Annotated in this window: 18 protein-coding genes; 12 read left to right on the forward strand and 6 right to left on the reverse strand. The window is 58.0% G+C overall.

Annotated features, from left to right (window positions below):
* The first annotated feature begins 194 nt into the window (after positions 1-194).
* From AAC599_RS16970 to AAC599_RS16990, 5 genes are all read left to right on the forward strand, one after another.
* The gene (locus tag AAC599_RS16970) at positions 195-1,139 is read left to right on the forward strand and encodes a toll/interleukin-1 receptor domain-containing protein (RefSeq protein ID WP_339754903.1); all 945 of its coding nucleotides are present in this window, start codon (positions 195-197) and stop codon (positions 1,137-1,139) included.
* Positions 1,132-1,296 (forward strand): hypothetical protein, encoded by a 165-nt coding sequence (locus AAC599_RS16975; protein ID WP_339754906.1) that lies wholly within the window; start codon positions 1,132-1,134, stop codon positions 1,294-1,296. Before AAC599_RS16970 ends, AAC599_RS16975 begins: the two co-directional genes overlap by 8 nt.
* A gap of 210 nt (positions 1,297-1,506) precedes the next feature.
* Positions 1,507-3,177 carry an NAD-dependent malic enzyme gene (locus AAC599_RS16980; RefSeq protein ID WP_340151596.1) on the forward strand — a complete coding sequence of 557 codons (1,671 nt, stop codon included), beginning with the start codon at positions 1,507-1,509 and terminating at the stop codon, positions 3,175-3,177.
* Between the two features lie 29 nt (positions 3,178-3,206).
* Entirely contained in the window at positions 3,207-4,454 is a 1,248-nt protein-coding gene (locus AAC599_RS16985; protein WP_340151597.1) for a hypothetical protein, read from the forward strand.
* 11 nt (positions 4,455-4,465) lie between these two features.
* On the forward strand, positions 4,466-6,094 hold the full coding sequence (locus AAC599_RS16990; protein ID WP_340151598.1) for an FMN-binding glutamate synthase family protein: 1,629 nt from the start codon (positions 4,466-4,468) through the stop codon (positions 6,092-6,094).
* 6 nt (positions 6,095-6,100) lie between these two features.
* On the opposite strand, the gene AAC599_RS16995 is transcribed toward AAC599_RS16990, so the two are convergent.
* Positions 6,101-7,858, reverse strand: a complete 1,758-nt coding sequence (locus AAC599_RS16995) for a chloride channel protein (RefSeq protein ID WP_340151599.1) — start codon at positions 7,856-7,858, stop codon at positions 6,101-6,103.
* A 136-nt stretch (positions 7,859-7,994) separates the two neighbouring features.
* On the opposite strand from AAC599_RS16995, the gene AAC599_RS17000 reads away from it, so the two are divergent.
* Positions 7,995-8,984: an endonuclease/exonuclease/phosphatase family protein gene (locus AAC599_RS17000; RefSeq protein ID WP_340151600.1), complete on the forward strand. Its 990-nt coding sequence runs from the start codon at positions 7,995-7,997 to the stop codon at positions 8,982-8,984.
* A gap of 2 nt (positions 8,985-8,986) precedes the next feature.
* Here the strand turns inward: AAC599_RS17000 and AAC599_RS17005 are convergent, their stop codons facing one another.
* Positions 8,987-9,979, reverse strand: a complete 993-nt coding sequence (locus AAC599_RS17005) for an aldo/keto reductase (protein WP_340151601.1) — start codon at positions 9,977-9,979, stop codon at positions 8,987-8,989.
* A gap of 101 nt (positions 9,980-10,080) precedes the next feature.
* Here AAC599_RS17005 and AAC599_RS17010 point away from each other — a divergent pair, with 101 nt between their 5' ends.
* From AAC599_RS17010 to AAC599_RS17020, 3 genes are read left to right on the forward strand one after another with little or no spacing between them, the layout of a single operon-like run.
* Positions 10,081-10,695, forward strand: coding sequence for a 2-hydroxychromene-2-carboxylate isomerase (locus tag AAC599_RS17010; RefSeq protein ID WP_340151602.1), 615 nt, complete (start codon positions 10,081-10,083; stop codon positions 10,693-10,695).
* Between the two features lie 4 nt (positions 10,696-10,699).
* On the forward strand, positions 10,700-11,398 hold the full coding sequence (locus tag AAC599_RS17015; protein ID WP_340151603.1) for a glutathione S-transferase N-terminal domain-containing protein: 699 nt from the start codon (positions 10,700-10,702) through the stop codon (positions 11,396-11,398).
* A gap of 10 nt (positions 11,399-11,408) precedes the next feature.
* On the forward strand, positions 11,409-11,852 hold the full coding sequence (locus AAC599_RS17020) for a YqaA family protein (protein WP_340151604.1): 444 nt from the start codon (positions 11,409-11,411) through the stop codon (positions 11,850-11,852).
* On the opposite strand, the gene AAC599_RS17025 is transcribed toward AAC599_RS17020, so the two are convergent.
* Positions 11,853-12,266 carry a hypothetical protein gene (locus AAC599_RS17025; protein ID WP_340151605.1) on the reverse strand — a complete coding sequence of 138 codons (414 nt, stop codon included), beginning with the start codon at positions 12,264-12,266 and terminating at the stop codon, positions 11,853-11,855.
* 467 nt (positions 12,267-12,733) lie between these two features.
* On the opposite strand from AAC599_RS17025, the gene AAC599_RS17030 reads away from it, so the two are divergent.
* The 3 genes from AAC599_RS17030 (at position 12,734) to AAC599_RS17040 (ending at position 16,571) form a co-directional block, all read left to right on the forward strand.
* Positions 12,734-13,249: a hypothetical protein gene (locus tag AAC599_RS17030; protein ID WP_340151606.1), complete on the forward strand. Its 516-nt coding sequence runs from the start codon at positions 12,734-12,736 to the stop codon at positions 13,247-13,249.
* 106 nt (positions 13,250-13,355) lie between these two features.
* The gene (locus AAC599_RS17035; RefSeq protein WP_340151607.1) at positions 13,356-14,576 is read left to right on the forward strand and encodes an alpha/beta fold hydrolase; all 1,221 of its coding nucleotides are present in this window, start codon (positions 13,356-13,358) and stop codon (positions 14,574-14,576) included.
* A gap of 246 nt (positions 14,577-14,822) precedes the next feature.
* Positions 14,823-16,571 (forward strand): ATP-binding protein, encoded by a 1,749-nt coding sequence (locus AAC599_RS17040; RefSeq protein ID WP_340151608.1) that lies wholly within the window; start codon positions 14,823-14,825, stop codon positions 16,569-16,571.
* Positions 16,572-16,588: 17 nt separating this feature from the next.
* Here AAC599_RS17040 and AAC599_RS17045 read toward each other — a convergent pair whose 3' ends face one another.
* The 3 genes from AAC599_RS17045 to AAC599_RS17055 all read right to left on the reverse strand — a co-directional run bounded on the left by AAC599_RS17045 (position 16,589) and on the right by AAC599_RS17055 (position 18,984).
* Entirely contained in the window at positions 16,589-17,299 is a 711-nt protein-coding gene (locus AAC599_RS17045) for a GntR family transcriptional regulator (RefSeq protein WP_340151609.1), read from the reverse strand.
* 109 nt (positions 17,300-17,408) lie between these two features.
* Entirely contained in the window at positions 17,409-18,224 is an 816-nt protein-coding gene (locus tag AAC599_RS17050; RefSeq protein ID WP_340151610.1) for an ABC transporter permease, read from the reverse strand.
* Positions 18,217-18,984 (reverse strand): ABC transporter ATP-binding protein, encoded by a 768-nt coding sequence (locus AAC599_RS17055; protein ID WP_340151611.1) that lies wholly within the window; start codon positions 18,982-18,984, stop codon positions 18,217-18,219. Before AAC599_RS17055 ends, AAC599_RS17050 begins: the two co-directional genes overlap by 8 nt.
* Positions 18,985-18,986: the final 2 nt, after the last annotated feature.

Raw genomic sequence — 18,986 nt, forward strand, 5'->3', positions numbered from 1 at the left:
CGCATTGCGAAACAGGCCCAAGGACAGCGAAGCAAAATCCTGCCCCCGCAACCAAATTAACGCCGCTATATCAATCATATAGCGGCGTTTGTGTTTAATCGTCACACCATAGCGTTAAAAAAATTATTGACTATTCTCATTTGAAGGGATATTTTGAGAACAAAATAGCAACATATAAGATAAATAGCGGATAGATGCGGGTATTTATTTCATATTCCCACCAAGATGCAGATGTGCTCAACCGACTGCATGTTCACCTTGCTAACCTCCGTAGGGAAGGTCGGGTAGATATGTGGTACGATCGGGAAATTTTGGCGGGGGATGTTTTGGACGACGAAATCAGCCGGGAGCTAGAGGCAGCCGACCTTTTTCTGCTGCTAGTCAGTCCAGACTTTATCAATTCAAACTATTGCGTAGAACGAGAGATGCGGCGTGCCTTGGAGCGGCATGACGCGGGAGAAGCTCGGATTGTGCCAATCATCGTCGAGCCATGCGAATGGAAGGAGATATCAGAGCTTCGCCGGTTGAAGGCAGTGCCCGAGGACGGAGATCCAATCTCTGAATGGACGAACGCGAACAATGCTTATCTGAATGTCGTACAGGAAATTCGTAGAATTGTCGACGCAAGCGAAACGGATGCCCCCAAATCTAACGAAAATGATCCTGCTCCGGCTGCTCCGCGACGAGACGTCCCTCGCTACCGGGTGCAGCGCGACTTCGACGACATTGATCGCAGCGAGTATCGGGACACGGCCTTCGTTACAATAAAGGATTATTTCCGACGGGCGACCGAAGAGATAAATGCTATGGATGGATTGCGTGGTCGCTTTGTAGACCGTAGAGCGAACTCATTTGGCAGCACGGTCGTCAATCAAGGTCGGCAGAGTGGAACCGCACATATAACGGTGCACTGTCGAAACTCGGATTACGCATTAAGTGACATCTACTATTCCTTCAACGAGAACGCTGCGGAGAACACGGCGAATGGTGGTTTTAATGTGTCATCGGACGAGTATGAACAGTTCTTGACCGTGACCATGTCGATGTTCGGAAACGAACCGGATCGCCTGAACCCCGGGCAGGCGGCAGAATACCTATGGAACCAGTTCATTGAACAAGCAGGAATTACCCATGCCTGAAAGGGTTCGCTTCCGCTGCAACAATTGCGGCCATCGATTTGAAACCGAAGTGCTGAATGAAGATGAGCGCCGTGAGGCGCGTCGCCAGAACCGTTCAACCAGTAGTTTACATTGTCCCAAATGCCATCGCATCGACTACCGCCGCGGCTGGGATTGACAATCAGATATATTTGCCCCGGGGACTACCGAAGATAGATTTCAGCCTTTGATTTGAAGTGTATCGGCATTCTCTGGCCGCGACATACATCTTTCCCATCCCCTTTTCTTCGCTGCCAGCTTGCGTATCGTAATTTGACGCGGCTATAGTATGGCCGTGGCAAAACCGGGGGCGGGATGACTTCCGGCAGGTGTGAGGGGCGAGGGTGTGATGACGGAAATTCCAGCGAAGAACCCGGTCGGGCTGGCGCTTCTCAGCGAGCCGATCCTGAACAAGGGCACGGCCTTTACCCTGAAGGAGCGGGAGGCGTTTGGTCTGCTCGGCCTGCTGCCGCCGCATATCGAGACGCTGGAAGAACAGACGGAGCGCGCCTATCAGGCCATCCAGGCGAAGGACACGGACCTTGAGCGGCATATCTACTTAAGGGCGCTTCAGGACACCAATGAAACCCTCTTCTACAGCCTCGTCATCGCCCATATCGAGGAGATGATGCCGCTGATCTACACCCCGGTGGTGGGCGAGGCTTGCGAGCAGTTCAGCGAGATCTACCGGCGGCCGCGCGGCCTGTTCATTTCCTATCCGCACCGCCATGACATCGACAGCATTCTCGACAATGCCTTGAACGAGACGGTGGAAGCGATCGTCGTCACGGACGGCGAGCGTATCCTCGGCCTCGGCGATCAGGGTGCGGGCGGCATGGGCATTCCCATCGGCAAGCTGGCGCTCTATACGGCGGCAGGCGGGGTTGATCCAAGCGTAACACTGCCCATCATCCTCGATGCGGGAACCAACAATCAGGAACGGCTGGATGATCCGATGTATATCGGCTGGCGGGAGAAGCGCGTCACCGGCGAGGCCTATTTCGACTTTGTCGATCAGTTCGTGCAGGCGGTGAAGCGCAAATGGCCGAGCGTTCTGTTGCAGTTCGAGGATTTTGCCCAGCCCCATGCGGAACCGTTGCTGGAAAAATACCGCGACCAGCTCTGCACCTATAACGATGATATCCAGGGCACGGCGGCGGTCGCGGCGGGCACGCTGCTCGCGGCCTGCAAGCTGCTGGATAAGCCTCTCAAGGATCATTATATCGCCTTCCTCGGGGCGGGATCGGCGGGCGCGGGCATTGCCGAGCAGCTGATCCGGATCATGATGGATGAGGGCTTGAGCGAAGCGGAGGCCCGCGCGCGCATCTATATGGTGGATCGTTACGGCCTGCTGCATAGCGATATGGACGGGCTGATGGAATTCCAGCAGCGGCTGGTGCAGGATCACGGGCATGTCGCCGCCTGGTCGAGCGCAGAGGACGGCAGCATCAGCCTGATGGATGTAGTTAAAAAGGGCATGCCGGGCATCCTGATCGGCGTGTCGGGACAGCACGGCCTGTTCACCGAGGAAATCATCCGCGAAATGGCGAAGAATACGGAACGGCCGATTATCTTCCCGCTCTCCAACCCGACCTCAAAGGCGGAAGCGGTGCCGGAGGATATTCTCGAATGGACCGATGGCCGCGCCCTGATCGGGACGGGCAGCCCGTTCGAACCGGTCACCTACAAGGGCGCATCGCATCATATCGCCCAGAGCAACAACACCTATATCTTTCCGGGCGTCGGCCTTGGCGTGATCGCCGGTGAGGCGACGCGGGTGACGGACAATATGTTCATGGCCGCCGCCCGTGCCTTGGCCGATATGTCGCCCGCCTTGCAGGACCCGACGGCGGCACTGTTGCCGCCGATTGCCGACATCCGGGCCGTGAGCCGCGCCGTTGCCCGCGCCGTCGCGCTGCAGGCGGTGGCCGACAAGGTGGCGCCGGAGCTTAGCGAGGCGGAAATCGACGAACGGCTCGCGGCGCAATTCTGGACCCCGACTTATCCGGATTTGTGCTAAGACGTAACAGAACATGAGGGGAAGAAGGCATGGCATTTGATTACGAGGGGTATGAGCCGAAAGGGGACAAGAAGAATTCCGATTTCTTCAACGACTTTCGCCCGCAAATCTATGAGCGCCGCAAGGCAAGCGGCATCGAGGATCTGGTCGGCAACATGCGCGCCGTCGTCCTTCAGGTGGACCCCGGCACCAGCATCGCGACCATGGTCGAGCTGTATGAGATGACGCCCTATCGTCACAGCGCCAGCTATATTGGCGCAACGCATCGCTTCCATGTACTGCACAGCCGCCCGGCCTTTCCCGCCCTCATCCTGATGGAACCCTTGAGCGAGGGATTTGAGGAATATATCACCCGCGTCAACCGGATGTATCCCTTGTCCCGCGCAACGCCCCATAGCCGCTATGTCGGGGAAATCTACCAATGCGCCAATAATGAAGCGGTGCGGGGAACGCTGGAGGATCAGGCTGTCCGCTTTGAATATCAGGGCGAGGTCGAGAACCCGTTCTACACCGAGGATGGCTTCCTTTTCACCATGCCCTCTGACTTTACCGGCAACCGGGTCGGCTACAGCCCGCTTGATTTCAATGATCCGGACAGCCTTGGCCTTGGCGGCCGTTTTGAGCTGACTCCGGCGGAGCAGGCGCTGCTCGATGCCGCGGCGGACTTCGCCGAAAGCTCCGGCGTTGGCGAGTTGCTGCTCGGGATCGACCATATGGCGACCCGTATCCTTGCGGCGGACCGGGAAGACGCCATTCTCGAATTCCTGACCCAGGTGCCCTATTATTTCTGGGGTGCCTATAACATCGCGGACATGAACTCCTCGACCAACGTCAACCGCAACGGGTCGATCATGGATGACAAGCTGTCCCCGGCGAAGGTGTTTACCGCCAACAATACCCCGTCCTTCGTCAATAGCTTCGAGAACCGGCCGATGCCGACGGAAACCTTCGTACGCAACTACGGACGGCGGATGCATCATATCGCGATAGAGGTGCAGGACGGCGACCATGCGGCGGGTGAGAAGAATGTCGATTTCGTCGTCGGGGCGCTGAAGGAGAAGGGCGTGCCGTTCCTGGCCCATGTGGTCGGCGAATGCAAGGACGAGCCGAACCTCAAGCAGATTTTCTCGAAACATTCGAAGAATACCATCCTGATCACCGAATATGTCGAGCGCTGCCACGGCTTCGACGGCTTCTTCACCAAGGATAATGTCGCGGCCCTCACCGAGGCGGCGGGACAGGATGAACAGTTCAAGCATGGGCAGGTCTTTGACTAGGGATACTCCGGATGATCATACGAACCATCGGCAAATCGTTTTTCAGCGGCGATAAGGGAACTCTCGCGCGGCAGATTTTCTTCGCCATTTCCGGCATCGGCCTGCTGCTGGTCTTTGTCATCCATTTCTTCTGGCCACCCGTCGTCTGGTTCCTGTGGCTGCTGCTGCCCTATATCGCCCTTGGCCTCTATGACATGCATTTCGCCGAGCATAACGTGCTCCGCAATTATCCGGTCATCGGCCATCTGCGCTATGCGCTTGAATTCATCAGCCCGGAAATCCAGCAGTATTTCATCGAGACGAACGAGAGCGGGCGTCCCTATAACCGGATGCAGCGCAACCTTGTCTATGCGCGGGCGAACAAGGGCCTCGATACGCAGCCCTTTGGCACCCAGTGGGATATCCTCGAAGTCGGCTATCAACGGGCCAGCCATTCCCTCGCGCCCAAGCATGTGGATGCGGAGAAGGCGCGGGTAACGGTCGGCGGACCGCAATGCAAGCGGCCCTATAGCGCCTCGCGCCTCAATATCTCGGCCATGAGTTTCGGCGCGCTCAGCCCGAATGCCATCCATGCCCTGAATGGCGGCGCGAAGATCGGCGGTTTCGCCCATAACACGGGGGAGGGCGGTCTCAGCCCCTATCACCTGGCGGGCGGTGGCGACATCATCTGGCAGATCGGCACCGGCTACTTCGGTTGCCGTACGGGTGAGGGAAATTTCGACGCGGAGAAATTCAAGGTCAACGCCAACCGCGATATCGTCAAGATGATCGAGATCAAGCTCAGCCAGGGGGCCAAGCCCGCCCATGGCGGCGTTCTGCCGGCGGCCAAGGTGGATGAGGAAATTGCCAAAATCCGTGGTGTCCCGGTCGGCAAGACTGTTATTTCCCCGCCCGCCCATTCCGCCTTCTCGACACCGGAGGGGCTGCTTGAATACGTCGAGCAGATTCGCGAGCTCACGGACGGCAAGCCGGTCGGCTTCAAGCTCTGCATCGGCAATCGCAGCGAATTCATGGGTATCTGCAAGGCGATGCTGAAAACCGGCATTACCCCCGATTTCATCACCGTTGACGGGGCGGAGGGCGGCACCGGCGCGGCGCCGCTGGAATTCACCAACCGCCTCGGCGTGCCCATCGACGAGGGGTTGACCTTTGTCCATAACTGCCTTGTCGGCACCGGGCTTAGAAAAGATATCCGCATTATTGCAAGTGGCAAGGTCGTCACCGGCTTCGACCTGATGGAGAAAATCGCCCTTGGCGCGGATATGTGCAATGTCGCCCGGCCGATGATGTTCGCGCTTGGCTGTATCCAGTCGCTCCGCTGCAATACCAACACCTGCCCGACGGGGATTGCGACGCAGGACAAGGTGCGCGCCCGCGCGATCGATGTCGAACTCCGCATGCAGCATGTCGCGAATTTCCACGGCGCCACGATCGAGAGTTTCCGCGAACTGGTCGGCGCGATCGGCCTGGATGATCCGGAAGATCTGACCCCGGATCATATCTATCAGCGCGTTGCCGATCAGACGGAACGCTCCAGCCGTGAGCTGTATGAATTCCTCGATGACAAGGAACTGCTCTCGGATACGATCCGGCCCAGCTATCAGCGCGATTGGGAGCGGGCCCGGGCGGAGGCTTTCTAAGCGCGCCTAGTGCAGCGCCGCCACATTCTTGAGCGCACGGGAAAGCTCCGTTTCCGTTACCACGCCGACGATATCCGCCGCCGTCTTCCCTTGCGGCGCGGTGGAGACAAGCGCCACATCGGCGCCCTGCTGCTCCAGCGTCTGCAAGGCCTCGATCAGGCTCGCATCCTCGGCAATAAAGGCAAAATTCACCGGCGTACCGACGGTCAGGGCAGCTTCGGGATTGTTCCGCTCGGCAAAGCGCTGCTCGGTCTTTATGACGCTGCCGTTCGCCGTCCAGATAACGGTGCCGGGGGTGTCGGGGAGGGCCTCTCCCTCCTTCAGCACCGTGAAGTTATGCGTCATGATATCGCGGATGCGCCGCGCCGCCAGCAGGGCGGAACTCAGCCCTTCCGGCACCGAATGGCCGCGCCGGTTCAGCTTCAGCGTATAGATGCTGGCCGGGGAGAGTTTCCGCCGCACCGCATAGGCGACCGCCGTCGCCAGCACCGTCGGCAGCACCGTATCGTAATCCCCGGTCATTTCGGCCAGCATCACGACGCTTGTGAAAATCGCGCCGGTGGTCGAGCCGATCATCGCCGCCATCCCGGCAATGGCAAAGACCGGAATGCCAACTTCAAGCGCCGGAAAGATCATATGCATAATGCTGCCGAACGCTGCCCCCAAAGTCGCCCCCATGAAGAGGGAGGGCGAGAACACGCCGCCGGACGCGCCGGAGCCGAGGGTGAGGCAGGTCGCCACCATCTTGAGCCCGAACAGCAACAGCAGGAACCATGGGTCTGACAGCGCCCCCACCAGCACATCGAGGATCGTGGCATAGCCGACGCCCTGCACATAGAAATGCCCGGCATAGAGCTGCATCAGATAGATCATGACCCCGACGAGCGCCATGCCGATCATATGGCGGCTGTAATAGTTGCCGGGCATCGCATCGAACTTGTCCTCCGCCCAGTAGATCGCCCGCACAAAGGCGGTGCCCGCGAGGCCGCAGAGCAGGCCGAAGGGCAGGAACAGGATCAGGCCCCAGTTATCGCCGACCCCGAAGGCCGGGATCTGCAAGGCGGGCACGTCGAAGCTCGGGCTGGTGCCGAGGAGCTGGCGGCCGATATAGGTCGCCATGATGGTCGAGGTAGCGACAAGGAAAATGCTTTGCGCGCTGATCGACACCAGCAGCAGCTCGACCGCGAAGAGGATCCCGCCGAGCGGTGCGTTGAAGGTGGCCGCAATCCCGGCCCCGGCGCCCGCCGCCATCAGGATGACCCGCTGGCGCGTCGGCATGGCGACCCAGCTGCCCATGACGGAGCCGAAGGTCGCGCCGATCTGGATGATCGGTCCCTCCCGCCCTATGGCGCCGCCGCTGCCGATGGAAAGGGCCGAGGCGAGGGACTTGACGATCACGACCACGGGACGGATGCGCCCCTCGTTATAATAGATGGCGTCCATCACCTCGGGCACACCATGACCCTTGGCCTCCGGCGCGAAGGTTTTCACGAGCCAGGCCACACCGACCGCGCCGATAACCGGCACCAGGATGATTCCCGGGCCCCAGACATTGGTTGGCGTATGGATATTGGCGTCATAATGTAGGCTGAACTGCCCGAGGAACAGTAGGTTGTGGAAAAAGCCGATCAGCAGACGGAAGACCCAGGCCCCGATGCCACCGATAACACCGATAAAAACGGCGAGCACACACAGCAGCACAATGTTGCGATTTTCCGTCTCCGGCATCCGGTTCCCCTCAGAACTCTCAATTTCGGCCATCATAGTGTTTTTGCGAAAGGGATAAAGCAATTATGCGTACCGCAGAAAGAATTCTCAGGCGGGGCTTCGCCTTTCTGTTGAATTTTCCTTAAATTTCCGCACCATGCGGAGGAGATCCTGGCCATGAAGGAGGAAAAAGATGTCTGAACCCCTGCCATCCTGGCGCGACCCGGCGGCGCCCAATCCGGTCCAGAGTGAGATGGAGGCCCTGCGCCAGAAGCTCGACCTTGATGTACCGGCCAAGCGGGATGTGAGCCGCAATCTGCTGATCGCGACCTGGAACATCAAGGCCTTTTCCTCTCTCACCGAGAAATGGCTGGCGGAGGATGACGACAGTCCGAAGCGGGACTATCGCGGCCTCTGGGCGATTACCGAGATTATCTCCCGCTTTGATGTCATTGCATTGCAGGAGATCAAGGGCGACCTCAAGGCACTCCGCACCATGATGAAGACGCTGGGGCCGGACTGGCAGTTCCTGATGACCGATGTCACACGCGGCGATGCAGGCAATAACGAGCGGATGGGCTTTATTTTTGACAGCCGCCGCGTCCGGCTCTCGGGGCTCGCAGGGGAACTGGTCATCCCGGAGGATGGCGTGATTGGCTCCGGCGCGCTGCAACGCCAGTTTGCCCGCACGCCCTATGCGGTCAGCTTCCTCGCGGGCAAGGATACCTTTATCCTGACCACCCTGCATGTGGATTTCGGATCGGATTCGATGGGGCGCATCCCGGAGCTTCAGGGCATTGCCGAATGGCTCTATGAATGGGCGGGGCAGGCGAATGCATACGGCCAGAATTTCATCGCGCTCGGCGATTTCAACATCGACCGCCATGGCGACGATCTCTGGCAGGCCTTCACCAGCACGGGGCTGACGGTCCCGGCGGAGCTGCACGGGGTCAAACGCTCCATCTTCGCGCAAGACAACGACCCGCAGCTGAAGAAATACTACGATCAGGTGGCCTGGTTCGAAAGCGGCGGCAAGCGGCAGCTGAACCTCGACTATGTGACGGCAGGCAGTTTCGATTTCGTGCCGCTGATCTATACCGAAACGGATTTCACCAAGGCCACGAAACAGCACCGCCTGTCCGATCACTATCCGCTCTGGGCGGAGTTCAACTGCCGGAGCTGAGTTTAGCCGTAGACCGCTGTGCCCCAGAGCTGGTTATGGGTATAGCGGGCGCCATGGGCCCAGCCGACGGGGAGGATTTTCTCGATCTCCGCAAGGTCGGCCGCCGTGAGGTTCATGTCCGCCGCGGCGGCGCATTCCTCAAGATGTCCGGCGCTCCGGGTGCCGGGGATCGGCACCATATCGCCATCCTGTGCGAGAACCCAGGCAATGGCCAGAGTTGCGGGCGTCACCCCCTTGTCCGCGGCCATCTGGTTGAACGGCTCAAGCGCCTTCATGTTGAGCGAGAAATTGGGTTCGACAAAGCGCGGGTTATTCTTCCTGAAATCCGTGTCCGCAAAGGTCGACGGATCGAGCGGCTTGCTGCTGAAGATGCCGCGCCCGACCGGCGAGAAGGGCACAAAGGTCGTCCCAAGCTCGATGCAGGCCTGCACCATGCCGAGTTCCGGCATCCGGGTCCAGAGGGAATATTCGCTCTGCACGGCCATCACCGGATGCACCGCATGGGCCCGGCGGAGCGTCGTCGGTGCAATCTCGGAGAATCCGAAACCACCGATCTTGCCCTCGTTCTTGAACTTGACCAGAGTCTCGACGACCTCCTCCACCGGGAGGCTCGGATCTTGCCGGTGGATATAGTAAAGCGCGACCTGCTCGACCCCGAGCCGCTTCAGTGATTTTTCAAGTTCACCGCGCAAATAGGCTTCACTGTTATCAAAGGTGCGTTCCGTCGCGCCCGGTTCGCGCTTGATGCCGCCCTTGGTTGCGATCTTGAAGAAATTCGGATGGTCCTTGATGAAGGCGCCGATGATCTCCTCGGACTTGCCCGCGCCGTAAACGTTGGATGTGTCGAGAAAATCAACACCGAGGTCCATGGCCTTCGCGAGGGTCGCATGGCTCTCCTGGATATCGGTTTTGCCGTAAAAGCCCGCAAAACTCATGCATCCCAATCCGACCGCGCCAACCTGCGGTCCGTTTTTTCCAAGCGGTCGTGTCTGCATGAACTCTTTTCCTTTTTCTGAAACTTGTTTTTTTCCCAATAATGTTACTATGTTAGGGAGACGACGCAACAGGTAAAAAAAGAATAGAAGGACCTGACCCGATGCATAAACTTGAATTTTTCTTTGATTGCTCCAGCCCCTGGACATATCTTGGCTTTGAATCCCTGCAGCAGATGGCCGCCCGTCATCCCGACCTTGAAATCAGCTATCATCCATTCCTTGTCGGCGGTGTCTTCAACACGGTCAATCCGTCGGTCTATGCCTCGCGGGAAAACCCGGTGATCCCGAAACAGCGCTACGCCAAAAAGGACCTTCAGGACTGGGCTGAATTCGTCGGTATCAAGATCATTCATATGTCGGAGCTTCCCGTCTTTCCGGTCAACAGCGTCAAGGCCATGCGCGGCGCCTTCGTTGCGATCGAGGAGGGCTGTATCGTGCCTTACGCCCGTCGGGTGTTCGAGCGCTATTGGAGTGAGGGCGGCGATATCTCGCAAACAGACGTGCTGGAGGGTATCGTGGCCGATGTCGGGCTCGATAAGGAGAGCTTCTTCGAAAAGATCAACGATCCCGTCTATAAGGACAAGCTGAAAGACAATACGACGGCTGTGATCGAGAGGGGCGGCTTCGGCACGCCAACCATGTTCCTCGATGGCGGCGATATGTATTTCGGCAACGACCGCTTCCCGCTCATCGAAGCGAAGATCGGCTGGAAATAGGCGCATGATCGATCTTTATTACTGGCCGACACCGAATGGATGGAAAATCTCCATCGCGCTTGAGGAAATGGGTCTTGAGTACAAGGTGATCCCGGTCAATATCGGCAAGGGGGAGCAGTTCGAGCCGGACTTCCTGAAAATCAGCCCCAATAACCGCATGCCGGCGATTATCGATCAGAACCCGGCGGACGGCGGCGAGCCGATCTCCGTTTTCGAGACTGGGGCGATCCTGATCTATCTTGCCGAGAAAACCGGTAAATTCCTGCCCGCCGATCTCCGCGGGCGCAAGGAGGTCATCGAATGGCTGATGTGGCAGATGGGCGGGCTTGGCCCGATGCTCGGCCAGAACGGGCATTTCAAATTCTACGCGCCAGAGAAAATCCCGTATGCGCAGGAACGCTACTCGACCGAGGCGCTCCGGCTCTTCGATGTGCTGAACAAGCGCCTTGAGGGGCGGGACTATATCTGCGGCGATTATTCGATTGCCGACATGGCCTGCTGGCCCTGGATCATCACCTACAAGCGGCAGGAGATCGACCTCGGCGAGTTTCCCAATATCCGCCGCTGGTACGACAATCTCAAGAGCCGCCCGGCGCTCCGGCGTGGCTATGAAGTCGGGCGGGAGTTCGGAAAGCCGACCGGGCAATGGTCCGATGAATCGCGCAAACATCTGACGGCACAACGCCAGCCCACCAAATCATGACATCTGCCGGATGAGCGATCTCGCCGCTTATGTAAGCCTGTTTTTCAGTGCCTTTGTCTCGGCGACGATCCTCCCCGGCACGTCGGAGGCGGCGCTGACGCTGATGCTGAATGAGGAAACCGGGGCACCCGCGATACTGTTGCTGGTGGCAACGCTCGGCAATGTGCTGGGGTCCGTCCTCAACTGGTTCCTCGGCCGGTTTTTCACCAATTATCGGGACCGGAAATGGTTCCCCATCAAGGAGGCGCAGTATGACCGCGCCGTGGGATGGTTCGATAAATACGGAAAATGGACGCTGTTGCTCGCCTGGGTGCCGTTCTTTGGCGACCCGCTCACCATCGTCGCCGGGGCCATGCGGGTGCATTTCGGCTTCTTCCTGCTGCTGGTGACGATCGGCAAGGGCGCGCGGTACCTGTTTGTGATGCAGGCGGCCGCGCTGATCCTTTTGGACTGATTATTCTGGCAGGTCGGCTTCGAGATACTGGCCGGCGGTCCAGCCGGTCATGCCGTTATATTCGATATTGCACCATTTGCGGCGGGTTTCCACCTTGCGGATCGCGGTGGTCGAATTACGCCATTCCAGATAGGGCATGCCAATATGGCAGCCGAGATTGACGATGCCGTTTGTCTCCGCCTGCAGGGCGCCGACTTTCTGTGCCTTGAGGGACGGGTTCTTTCGGACATTCAGCGTACCGCCCTTGTCCATTTTGACGCGGAAATAATCCGGATCGTCTGAATTGGCCTGGGCAAGGGGGGCAAAAGAGGAGACGGAGAGGGACAACACTGTCGCCAAAACGCCAACATGAAGAACAGATTTTACTGCTTTGGTTGCTTTCATCGCGGCAACGGAATCCGGTAAATAGCTCACAATACACCTCATCGGATAAGTAATCTAAATCGAGAATTTCAAATGATCAACAAGAGTTCTTAAAAAACGGTTGTTAAGATAGGTTAATCAAAAGTTAAGCCGCACCAGGAAGGTGGCAGGCAAATATTCCCGCGGGCGCTTTCTTTAGAGAATGAAGCGGTTACGGGGCGGGGGAACCGAAAATATCGCGACCGCCCCTATGTTTATTTTTATTCCTTTCGCAGTAATATTATGCCCGATAAAAGACAGATCCGGACGTTTGAAGGCCAGATTTCGCAATTTAAGGAAAGAATCGATGAATAGACGGTAATGATTTGATTTTAATATAATTTTATCTACATCAATAATTACTGTTTATCCCCTAAATGGGGTATGCAAAGCCGTTTCAGTTGATCTATGTTGCAGAGTATTGAAGTGGCCCGGGTGCCGTATGACGGTGACGCCCGGCGTTGAAACTGGACAAGCGGATGTCGAAAGAAACACCAGAACAGGAAATTCTGTTTACGGAAGACGAGAGTGACATACTCCTCTTCCCGACGCGCGCGCACGACCAGGCGACACAAGAGGTTATTAACGAGTTCACCCCCATGCTCGGCGAAGAGGGGGAAGAGTTCGTGATTGAGACCGCCGCAACGGTGGGTGATTTCGAAGCGCCCGCAGCGGACCCCGTCTATAGCGACGATAATTTCGATGTCTCCGCGATTGTTGAGGCCGCGGAAGCCACGCCCCACATGCCTGTCGCGGAGGCCGATCTTGACGGCATGCTGCCCGAGGTTGCCGAGAGCCAGCTTGATCTCGATCTCCTGTTCGACACAATCCAGGTGCAAGGCTATTCGGAGATGGATGTTCAGGACTACAGCAAGCCCGCCTGGATGGACGGGAGCGCCCTGCCGCCGTCCGATCCCGTGTCCATTGATGCGGTCGATGTCTCGGCGGCCATTGATGAGGCGCTCCGCTCGCTGATCACCAGCGACGAAAGCTGATACACTTAAAACCAGCTCCTCCAAACTTCCCCTGTTGAACCGGCTGCCTTGCCGTTACTATATAAGGTAAGCCCCAGCCTTCAGTCATCAGCAGGAGAGACAATCAATGCGGTCGGAAAAAGTTACCTTTGACGGGGAGGCGGGACAACTGGCGGCACGGCTGGACCTGCCGACCGGGGCGCCGCTGACCTATGCGCTATTCGCCCATTGTTTTACCTGTTCTAAGGATGTGTTCGCGGCGGCGCGGGTCTCCTCGGCGCTTGCCGGGCTCGGCATTGCGACCCTGCGCTTTGACTTTACAGGTCTCGGCCAGAGCGACGGCGAGTTCGAGAATACCAACTTCACCTCCAACATCACCGATCTCGTCCATGCGGCGAACTACCTTAAGGAAAACCATGCCGCGCCCAGCCTGCTGATCGGGCACAGCCTCGGCGGTGCGGCGGTGCTGGCGGCGGCGGAACAGATCCCCGGGGCGAAAGCGGTGGCAACCATCGGCGCGCCCTTCGATCCGGCCCATGCCGGCCAGCATTTCGTCGGCCAGCATGAGAAAATCCGCGCGGAAGGTACGGTTGAGGTGGATATCGGCGGCCGTCCCTTTAAGGTAAGTCGCCAGTTCCTGGAGGATATCGAGGATCAGCAACAGGCCGAGCGCATCAAAAAACTGCGAAAAGCGCTGCTTGTCTTTCATGCGCCGCTCGATGACGTTGTCGGTATCAACAACGCCACCAATATCTTTATCGCCGCGAAACACCCGAAAAGTTTCATCACTCTCGATAAGGCGGATCATCTCCTCAGCAACCGCGACGATGCCGCCTATGTCGCCGATGTCATCAGCAGCTGGGCCAAGCGCTATATTCCCGATCTCACGGAAAAGACCGCGACGACGAAGCTGAAAGCAGGCGAGGGGGAAACGCTGGTTAGCGAGACGGGGGCGGGCAAGTTCCTGCAACAGGTTGAGAGCAACGGCCATGCCCTGCTGGCGGATGAGCCGTTTTCCGTCGGCGGCCTCAATCGCGGGCCTAGCCCCTATGACCTGCTGGTCTCCGCGCTTGGGGCCTGCACCTCCATGACCATCCGCATGTATGCCGATCGCAAGAAATGGCCGCTGGAGCATGTGGCGGTGCGACTCAAGCATTCAAAAATTCACGCCGAGGACTGCGCCGATTGCGAGAGTAAAGACGGAAAAATCGACCTGATCACTCGGGAAATTGAATTTTCCGGTGACCTCACGGAAGAACAGCGCGATCGGCTGCTGGAGATCGCCGATATGTGTCCGGTGCATAAAACCCTGCATTCAGAGGTAAAAATAACGACAGAGCTGGCGTGAATCGGCAAAAAATCGACACTGCCCTGATTCAATCATAGTTTCGCCATGATTGTATTAGATAATTATAAAATTGGATAAAAATTTACCAAAATGATATCTAAAAGACACAGATTTTGACCTCCCTGAAGAATTCTACACCTCCCCTTATATGATCTTAACGAAATATTAAGACTCTACTGAGAGATTATCTACAGGACTATTGTATCCATCGTTTTGTAGTGAGTATCGATGTAGAGGTGAATTCTCGTGGTTGAAAATTTTCATAAGAATTTCGGGGTTATACTGGCGTTTCTTGCCTCGCTTTTTGCGCTGTTGTTCTTCTGGACCTATCAGGTCTATTCCCTGAATGCCCCGGCCCAGTGGATGGCCGCCGATCAGCAGTTCGACGAAACCACGAACAATAGCGAACAGGTGATGAGCCTTGTCGGCTTTCACGGGATGATCCACAACTTTAAGGATTATCTCTTGCGGGGCGAACAGAAGGACAAGGCGGGGTTCTTTATCGAATTTGAACATGCCCGCGAGGAGCTCGATATTGTCCGTGCCCATTTCGGTGACGCCGCCGAAAAGCAGATCGCCGCCATCGACAATACGCTGCGGGAGTATTTCGTCAGCATCAACCGGATTGACCAGCTCCGTGAGGAGGGGAAATCCATCGCCGAGATCGACAGCACCATCTCCATCAATGACGAGGCCGCCTTCACCGCCTTTCGCGAAATCCTCACCATGTATGAGAAAGAGAAGGACCGTATCCGCACCCTCGTCATCAATGCAATGGAAAAGGACAGCGAGAACCTGCAATCGCTCTATACGACGTTGCTTGCCATCGGGCTGCTGCTGGCCGTCGCCGTGGTCATGGGCCTGCGCTTTGAATATCTGAAACGCCAGGCCATGCAGCAGCAGTCATCGACGAAATCCCTGCTCGAAAGCTTCCTTGATTATTCGACCGTACCCTTCCTGGTGGCGGGCTCCGACAAGATCATCCGCCATTGCAACCGCGCCGCCGCCAAGCTGCTGGAGACCAAACCCGGCAATCTGGTCGGCGCCTCCCTCTCGCAGATTATCGAAGCGGAGTTGCCACCCAGCGACATGCAGTCGCTGGAAAGCGGACGCGCGCGCAGTGTCCGCACGCATCTCGAGCTGCAAAGCGGACGGAAAATTCCGGTTCGCGCCGATTTCTCCGCCAACCGGGATGGAACCATGCGGATTGTCGCGCTGTTCGACCAGAGATCCGAGCTGAAACTCCGCGAGCGTATCCTCTATGAGGCCGAGCACAAGCTGGCCAACGACACCATCGACGGCAGCCTCTCCATCCGCCGGGAAATCCAGAAGTTCAACGAGCTGGTCACCGACTTCGTCCGCCATATCGGCAAGGACGAGAAGGGCTTCGCCGAACGGGCGCAGAAAATTGCCGAGGCGCTGAAATCCCATGTGACCGATTTTATCTCGCTGTCCAACCCGGTGACGGAAGGGCGGCTCGGGGTTAATCTGGACGGCCCGGTCTCGGAGAAATTCAATACCGCCATTTCCGCCGCGCTTGAAAAATTCGAAAAGCCGGTGCGCGAAAAGAAGCTGATGTTCAACTGGGTCAACAGCGTACCGGAGGGGCGGGAAGTTGATTTTCCGGCGCAGCTCAAACGTATTCTCGACAACCTCATGAGCAACGCCGTGAGCTACACCAAGCCAGACGGCGCCATCAAGATGACCACCTCGCTGGAGGGCGAGCATCTGATCCTCAAGGTCGAGGATACGGGCATCGGCATCGAGGAGGAGGATATCCCGCGCATTTTCGAACGCGGCGTGCGCATGAAGAATGCCGCCCAGATGTGTGGCGGCCTCGGCATCGGTCTCTATGCGGTGCAGGAGACTTTACGCAATCTCGGCGGCGAGATCACCTGTACGTCCTATGCGGGGATCGGGTCGGATTTCGTGGTGCGCATTCCGATGACGCAGCAGTCCGGGAATGTGGTGTCGATCCAGTCGGAAACTGCCTGAGAGGAGGCCCCTGACGCCTAGAGGCGCGTCACGTCCTTTTGCTCAAGCGTCTCGGCGACTTGGGTCCGGAGCCAGTTGCTATGCGCAAGGTAGCTGGCCCGGGCACTGCTTTCGTTTCCGGCCAGCATCAGTTCCTTCACATCGTTATGATCGCGCAGGCAGCGTTCCTTGTCGGAAAGCGTGATATGGCGGAGTGCCGCGATATTCGCCCGCTGGATCACGTCCCGGAAAGAAAGGCCGGTTTCCATCAGCTTATTGTTGCCATTCAGGACAAACAGGCTGCGGTGAAATTTCTCGTCCGCCTCGGCCCAGGCGTCATCGTTACTGGCCCGCAACGCATTCTCCTCGGCAGAGAGTGCATAGAGTAGCGGCATGATATCGGTCCGGGTCAGGCCACGGGCGCAGATATTGCCGATCGCCTGCAGTTCCAGCCCGACAATCACCTGATGAAATTCAGCCAGCTCGTCGGCGGAAAGAGCAAGAATGCGGATGCCGCGCTTGGGCACGATTTCCACGACCTTCTCCGTCTGCAACCGCAGCATCGCCTCGCGGATCGGGGTGCGGCTCATATTGAGCTGCCGTTCGATCTCCGGAATGTCGATAAAGCTGTCGAGCGCGATTTTCCCGGCATTGATCTCTGCCTTGATGGCGGAATAGGCCATTTCGGTCAGCGATTGCTTCTTGCGCTTGGGGGTCGGGCGCGCTTTATACTGCAGGGCGGTTGTCATAATAGGGGCATATTGCCACCGCGATGGTTGCCAAAAGGTTAATCACGCACGCGTTCCGGCGCATTTGGATAAATTTTTTCATTTTTGGAAAAAGGCGGCTATGCCCGCCTCAGGCGCGCCACTTCAGGAAATATTTCTCCGCCCGCCCGATCAGCCAGGCAAAAACAAGCCCGAGACAGGACAGGATGGCCACCCCGGCGATCAGCTGGTCCGTCGCCATCAGGCTGCCCGCCAGCAGGATATAGGCGCCGATGCCGAACTCCGCCGCGATCATTTCCGCTGCGACCAGCAGGATAATGGCAATTGCCGCAGAAATCCGCGCGCCGGAGAGGATGGCGGGCAGGGCGCCCGGCAGGATGATCTTCCAGATGATCGAGAGGCGCGAAAGCCCGAAGGACTGCCCCATGCGGATCAACCCGCGATCCACATTGTCGATCCCGCCATAGGTGGCGATAACCGTCGGAAAGAAGGTGCCGAACAGGATGGTCGCGACCTTCGACCCCTCGCCAATCCCGAACCAGATGACAAAGAGCGGCAGCAGTGCAATCTTCGGGATCGGAAAGATGGCGGAGACCAGCGGCTGCATCCCGGACCGGGCAATGGAGAAAAGCCCAATCAGCGTGCCCACAAGAATGCCAAGCATTGTGCCCGAGAACCAGCCGATCAGCAGCCGCTGCAGGGAGGCCGCGAGATGCTGCCAAAGGAGCCCGGAATTCACCAGATCCATAAAGGCGCCGAATGCCTCCGACGGGGCGGGCAGGATCAGCGGGCTGATCATCCCGGTCCGGGTGCCCAGCTCCCACAGGCCGATCAGCACGATAAAGACAATCGGCGCAATGATTTTCTTCGGCTTCGGCAGGAACCCGCCGCCGCGAAAGGGAACCGGCTTGCCTGTCCCCTGACTGTCGCTTGCCCTGTCACTCATCCAGCAGCTCCATATCCGCCGCGCGCGCCTCATCGCGCATCAGGGTCCAAAGCCGCTTCTGGATGGCCTCCAGCTCCGCATTCTCCCCGGTCCGCGCGGAAAGCGGCATGTCAATCTCGACGATATCGCGAATCTCCCCCGGCCGGCGCGAGAGGACGACGATCTTGTGACCGAGCCGCACGGCTTCTGCAAGGTTATGGGTGACGTAGGCGGCGGTGTAATTCTCCTTCTCCCAAAGCTCCACGAGGTCATCCATGAGCAGCTCCCGTGTCTGGCTGTCGAGCGCCGACAAAGGCTCATCCATCAGCAGGACAGCGGGCCGCACGGAAAGCGCGCGGGCAATGGCGACGCGCTGTTTCATGCCGCCGGAAAGCTGCCGGGGATAGGCTTTTCGGAAATCGCTGAGTTTCGTGCGGGCGAGCACATCGGCAATGATTTTCTCCCGCGCCGCACCATCAAGCGCATGATCTTCCAGCACGAGGCTGATGTTTCCTTCCACCGTCCGCCAGGGAAGCAGGGCGAAATCCTGAAAGATATAGGTAAGCGGGTTGAGGCATCCGGCGGGTGGCTCGCCAAGTTGCAGCACCTCGCCGCTTGTCGGGCGCTCCAGCCCGCCGATCATGCGGAGCAGCGTTGACTTGCCGCAGCCCGACGGGCCGATGATGCAGACGATCTGGCCCTGGCCAATCTCAAGACTGATGTCGCGAAGGACCTCAACCTCGTCATAACGATGGGAAATATGGCGAAGGCTGAGGTCCATGG

It is taken from the genome of uncultured Sneathiella sp. (assembly GCF_963976355.1).
Taxonomy (GTDB): domain Bacteria; phylum Pseudomonadota; class Alphaproteobacteria; order Sneathiellales; family Sneathiellaceae; genus Sneathiella.